The sequence below is a fragment of the Bacillus cereus group sp. BfR-BA-01350 genome, assembly GCF_022663775.1.
GTDB lineage: Bacteria > Bacillota > Bacilli > Bacillales > Bacillaceae_G > Bacillus_A > Bacillus_A paranthracis.
Genome location: NZ_JAKUGD010000028.1, coordinates 1 through 5,421 on the forward strand (window position 1 = coordinate 1; position 5,421 = coordinate 5,421).

A 5,421-nucleotide genomic window follows, 5' to 3' on the forward strand; every position below is an offset into this window, starting at 1 on the left:
CGAACACGGAAGTTAAGCTCTCTAGCGCCGATGGTAGTTGGGACCTTGTCCCTGTGAGAGTAGGACGTCGCCAAGCAACTAAAAACACAAGTCTTTTGACTTGTGTTTTTTCGTGTTTAGTAAACAATATTATACTGTTTCAATTATAGACGAACGTTGTATTCTGATGTCTTAATGATGGGTATAGGTTCATCATACGCATTGAATATAAAACTATAATCGTTATTTGGCGATATTGGTTTAGTTTCTAATTCATAATAAATGTGACTGGGGCATATTGCGTTTTTTAACTCATCAATTACTAACCGTGCAAGATAATTAGGAGAATCACTAAATTGCCAAGCTGTAACAAATCCTAGTTTTTTACGGTTCCCCAATAAGTATCCCAGTTATCTCATTTTAATAAATATTTAGTCCCTTTATAATCCTTGGGGAATTTCCTTATATGCTATGTCTTTGTGCGCATTTAAAAATTGTATCTGTGTTTTGTGAATTAAGAAAGATAATATGTTTAGAATGAATATGGTTTATAAAAACGTTCGGTCCCTATATAGCATTGTCCAGTAGACATCTAGATTAATGGAGGGATGTTTAATTTTTAAATTGTGCCGTACGGTAAAGGCTAAAAGTGCTTGAAGGATATTCAGAGGGATTGCCACTATGCTATATTCAAGTAAGACAGAGGTGAAATGGATAAAAAACCGATATTTCAACTTGAATATCGGTTTAATAATATGTGACTTATATAAATCTATAGCAATACGAAAAGTGTAAATAAGACAGCTAACAAAATGCGATAGTATGCAAAAGGTTTTAAACCTATCTTCTCTAAAAGCTTCAGAAAAGTTACTACTGCTAGCATTGCTACTATAAAAGAGGTAATGAACCCTACTGCAAACATAGGGATGTCATCGACACTTAAATACTTCCAGCTTTTTAGTAAGTCTAAGCCTGTAGCCCCAACCATTACAGGAAGAGCTATTAGAAAAGAGAACTCTGATGCAGTCTTATAATTTACTTTTGCTAATAGACCTCCAGAGATAGTAGATCCTGCTCTAGAAAAACCAGGGTATACTGCTAAACATTGAAATAATCCAATTGTTAATGCTTGATGGTATGTTAAATCGTCCAGTGAGCAGGCGGTTGCCTCTTGCTTTTTTACTTCTGCAAAGATCATAAGAATTGCCCCTGCTACAAGTCCAATCACAACAGTATATGGCTGAAATAAGTAAGTTTTAATAACATCATGTAGTAGTAAACCAGCAACTACTGCCGGAAATACGCCAAGAAATACATGGAACGCGTTGAATTTTTTCTCCTTCCGTAGAAGAGGCTTAATATTACATAAAGATACGAGACGTTTATGATATAAAATTGCAATAGCTAAAATTGCGCCTAGCTGAATAACAATTTCAAACGTTTTTGCTCTTTCTCCTTCAAAGCCTAATAAATGCCCGACTAATATAAGGTGGCCGGTAGAAGAGATAGGTAAAAATTCAGCTAACCCCTCTACGATACCGAGTATGAAGGCAGTGATGATATCGCTCATAGTTTCACTCCTATAAATTAATGAATGTCTACTCTCTTAAAATAAAATAGTGTTGTAATAAATCCGACAATTGCTGTTGCTGCAATGATGATATAAGAATACTCTGGTGGATATGTGGGTTGTAATTCATTATTTGCGATATCTAAAGTGGCAGTCCAGGGAAATAAATCTTTATGTTTGGAATTTACGAGCATAAGATTAGTCATTGTAATAATGACTGTTAATATAATAGGCGGTACATAGCTCTTCATTACAAGAGTTAATAGAACAATAGGTGAAGACAATAGAAAAAGAAGTCCACCACAGGTTAAAAATTTTAGGGAAGAACCTAAAAGTAAAGCAGTGTTAAAACCAGGGAAGTTCCCCAATAGCCCTAATATTAAAGTAAGCGACCAAGCAACTAAAGTTAGCATCATGATCCAAAGGAAAAGAATGATAAACTTACTTATAATAAAACTAATGCGTGACACGGGGATAGTTAGTAAATTTTTTAATGTGTCTTCTGCATATTCACGGGTAAACAGATAAGCAACTACTACTCCATATAAGGGGAACCCTATAACTAAAGTAGTGTATAAGTTAACTTCAGTGAATAATTGATGGAACCAAATAGTCGGAGTTGGCTGTTTTGTTTTTATATGTATATAAGAAGCTACTACGACTAAGAAAGGCGCGACACCAGCCCCAATAATACTAATTAAAAACATATTAGAGCGTTTTAGTTTTAATAGTTCTGTATAGAGTAGGTTAACCAATTGTTCCACCTCCAACTAGCTTGGTGAAATAATCTTCTAATCTGTCTTCGCTCATCATCATTTTTAATACATCAACATCATTTAGAACAAATGTTCTGTTGATGTATCCTTGTTGCCCGAAATGAGAGTAAATGCGAATATTCCCTTCATCATGTACCTCATAATCGAAAATTTGAAATTGATTTTCTAATAGCATCGTAGCCTTACTGTCATTATTCACCTGAAATTCTATGTATTTACGGTTTGCTTTGCGTAGCGTATCAAGAGAAACTTCTTCTAGTAACTTTCCTTCGTGAATAATTCCGATACGATCAACTAACTGTTCTACCTCGGCTAATATGTGACTAGAAATGAGTATCGTTATATTCCTTTCTTGAGCTAAAGAATGAATAAGTTTTCGCATTTCTTTAATCCCGATGGGGTCTAGTCCGTTAGTTGGTTCATCTAATATGAGTAGTTCGGGATAATGGAGAAGGGCGCGTGCAATTCCTAAACGCTGTTTCATGCCTAAAGAATACTTTCCCACTAACTTTTTTGTTTCATGTTGCAAGCCTACTATTTCTAAAGCTTCTTCAATAGCATTCTTTTTGTGAACCCCAATTATCTTTGCGTTAATTAATAAGTTTTCTTTTGCAGTTAAGTTTTCATAAAACCCTGGAACTTCAACGATAGAACCAATTCTACTTAAAATATCTTTTTGATTTTGAAATAAGTCCTCTCCGAATATTTCGATAGTTCCACTTGTAGGCTTTATAAGACCGAGTAGCATACGAATGGTTGTTGTTTTACCAGCACCGTTACGACCTATGAATCCATAAATCTCTCCCTGTTGAACGTTAATATTTAGATTATCTACGGATTTTTGATTGCCATATACTTTAGTAAGATTAGTTGTTTTTATAATTGTATTTATAGGAGACACCCACTTTCTATAAGTTCTTACTTACATGATAAGAAGGAAGGTTTAACTGCATATTAATCATTTCTTAACTATTTCTTAAAAGTATTGTGTTTTGGAATGGAAAATCCAAAAGTGGTTCTTTCCCATGGATTACTTTCAACCCATATATGCCCGCCATTCTTTTCAACGAGCGCTTTAGAAATAGAAAGTCCGAGACCGCTACCACCAAAAGAGGAGTTTCTTGATTGTTCGCTTCGGTACATTCGCTCAAATATGTTTTGCAAATCATGTTTTGGAATACCAGGGCCTTTGTCCCAAATAAGAAGTTCATATTCTGTATCGGTTTCTAATAGTTCGACTCCTACTGTTTTCCCGTCCTTTCCGTAGTAAATAGCATTTTTCATTAAATTACCTATAATTCGTATAAGGCTAAGTTGATCTGCCATGATAGGAAAAGTAGATTCTGGTATGAGAATTTGTAGTTCAATATTATGTTTTGAGAGCTCAGGTAAAAATTCAATCAAAACTTCTCTAGTAACTTCAGAAAAGTCGAGTTCTTCTTCTTTTAGTGGAAATTCGTTAGCATCTAGCTTCGCCATATTGAATATCTCATCAACTAGGTGCTTCAAGTTATTTGATTTCATATACAGTATTTTAAGATATTCTTGCTTTTCTATTTCAGAAGCAGCAACCCCATCTTTTAAGGCATCAATATAGCCGATAATGGAGGTAAGTGGTGTTCGTATATCGTGCGAGATACTAGACAGAAGTTTTTTTCTAGATTCCTCAGACTTCTTTGCTTCAATCCGAACCTTTTCTAATTCAGCTATTAGTTCGTTTATTGAAAAAACGATATTATGTAATGAACGATCATTGCTTGTAAATAATCTTGCTTGTAAATTACCTTTTAGTACACGACTTAATTTAGTATCTATTGATTTGCGGTGCTGAATGAATTGTATTCTTGAAAAGAAGAGATACATTGTAATTAAGATAAGGGTAATAAATAAAGATATTTTTACCCTTGGGTCCATTTGTATATTTAAAAGCCCGCAAATGATAAGTTGTAATGAAATAAGGAAAAGGGTTTTATCAGTCTTCAAGCTGTTCACCTACAAACTTATAACCAATTCCCCATACAGTTTGAATGAATTTTGGGTTGGAAGGATCGACTTCTATTTTCTTTCTGAGTTTTCGAATATGTACCATAACGGTATTGTCATCTTCTATATAATTATCGTCCCACACATTTCGGAAGAGCTGTGTTTTTGTAAATACTTGTCCTGGATTTGAAGTGAAGAATTTTAATAGTTCCAGTTCTTTTCCGGTTAAGTTAATTTCTTCTTTGTTTGTATGAACTGTATATGTATTTAAATCAATCAATAGGCCTTTAAAAGTTAGAGTTGTTTTCTCTTGTATATTAGCGTCACTTCCAAGAACTAAAAAACGCCGCATAAGAGCTTTTACTCGTGCAATGACTTCATGAATACTGAAAGGCTTTGTAATGTAATCATCAGCACCAATGCTTAAACCTAAAATTTTATCAATTTCGTGATCTTTAGCGGTTAGCATTAATATCGGTACGTTCGTTTTATCTCTAAGCTTTCTACATACTTCAATACCATCTACTTTCGGCATCATAAGGTCTAGTATAACGAGGTTATAGTTGTTTTGATTAAATAATTGTAAGGCTTCATCGCCATTAATCGCAGTATCTACCATATATAATTCTCGTTCCAAATATATTTTTAATAAATTTCGGATTTCTTTATCATCGTCTGCTATAAGGATACGTATATCTTTCATATCTTCACCTGCTTCTAATAGAGTTCATTGATAGTACAACAACCCCCTAATTATATAATATTATTTGTTAAAATAAGGTTAATAGTTTTGTTGGAGAGAAATGTCCACGTAAATTAAATTGAATATGTGTTGCAAGAATAAACTAATGAGAAGCAGAAGGTAGTTTCCGATAATGAATTTTTGTGGGGATGTATCTAGCTAAAAGAGCATAAAAGCATGTAATTAAATATTTTTATAAAAAGGTATTGACGATTGCTACTTAGAGGTGTAATATAGAACAAGTCGCCGATGACAACAAAGTCGAAAGCGACAAACGAAATAAAAAACTTAGTTGACATTGAAAGATGAAAATGTTAACATAAGGAAGTCGCAAATGAGCGACAGACAAGTTCTTTGAAAACTGAACGAAA

Annotated in this window: 5 protein-coding genes and 1 rRNA gene; 1 reads left to right on the forward strand and 5 read right to left on the reverse strand. The window is 33.8% G+C overall.

Translation table 11 applies throughout. The features are described 5' to 3' along the window. Positions 1 to 76: ribosomal RNA gene (gene rrf, locus MR147_RS27370) — 5S ribosomal RNA — on the forward strand; the annotation flags it as partial. A 675-nt stretch (positions 77 to 751) separates the two neighbouring features. Here rrf and uppP read toward each other — a convergent pair. The 5 genes from uppP to MR147_RS26640 all read right to left on the reverse strand — a co-directional run bounded on the left by uppP (position 752) and on the right by MR147_RS26640 (position 5,011). After that, complete coding sequence (gene uppP / locus MR147_RS26620) at positions 752 to 1,549, reverse strand: undecaprenyl-diphosphate phosphatase UppP (protein ID WP_242304883.1); 798 nt, start codon at positions 1,547 to 1,549, stop codon at positions 752 to 754. Between the two features lie 17 nt (positions 1,550 to 1,566). Continuing rightward, on the reverse strand, positions 1,567 to 2,304 hold the full coding sequence (locus MR147_RS26625; RefSeq protein WP_242304884.1) for an ABC transporter permease: 738 nt from the start codon (positions 2,302 to 2,304) through the stop codon (positions 1,567 to 1,569). Continuing rightward, positions 2,297 to 3,226, reverse strand: coding sequence for an ABC transporter ATP-binding protein (locus tag MR147_RS26630; RefSeq protein WP_242304885.1), 930 nt, complete (start codon positions 3,224 to 3,226; stop codon positions 2,297 to 2,299). The genes MR147_RS26625 and MR147_RS26630 overlap by 8 nt, the downstream gene beginning before the upstream one ends. A gap of 68 nt (positions 3,227 to 3,294) precedes the next feature. Beyond that, positions 3,295 to 4,308 (reverse strand): sensor histidine kinase, encoded by a 1,014-nt coding sequence (locus tag MR147_RS26635; protein WP_139303836.1) that lies wholly within the window; start codon positions 4,306 to 4,308, stop codon positions 3,295 to 3,297. Further along, the gene (locus tag MR147_RS26640) at positions 4,298 to 5,011 is read right to left on the reverse strand and encodes a response regulator transcription factor (RefSeq protein ID WP_242304886.1); all 714 of its coding nucleotides are present in this window, start codon (positions 5,009 to 5,011) and stop codon (positions 4,298 to 4,300) included. Before MR147_RS26640 ends, MR147_RS26635 begins: the two co-directional genes overlap by 11 nt. Between the last annotated feature and the right edge of the window lie 410 nt (positions 5,012 to 5,421).

What these genes read in the sequence shown, in the direction of transcription:
- uppP (WP_242304883.1), bottom strand. Translation starts at nt 1,549, where the DNA reads ATGAGCGATATCATCACTGCCTTCATACTCGGTATCGTAGAGGGGTTA.
- MR147_RS26640 (WP_242304886.1), bottom strand. Translation starts at nt 5,011, where the DNA reads ATGAAAGATATACGTATCCTTATAGCAGACGATGATAAAGAAATCCGA.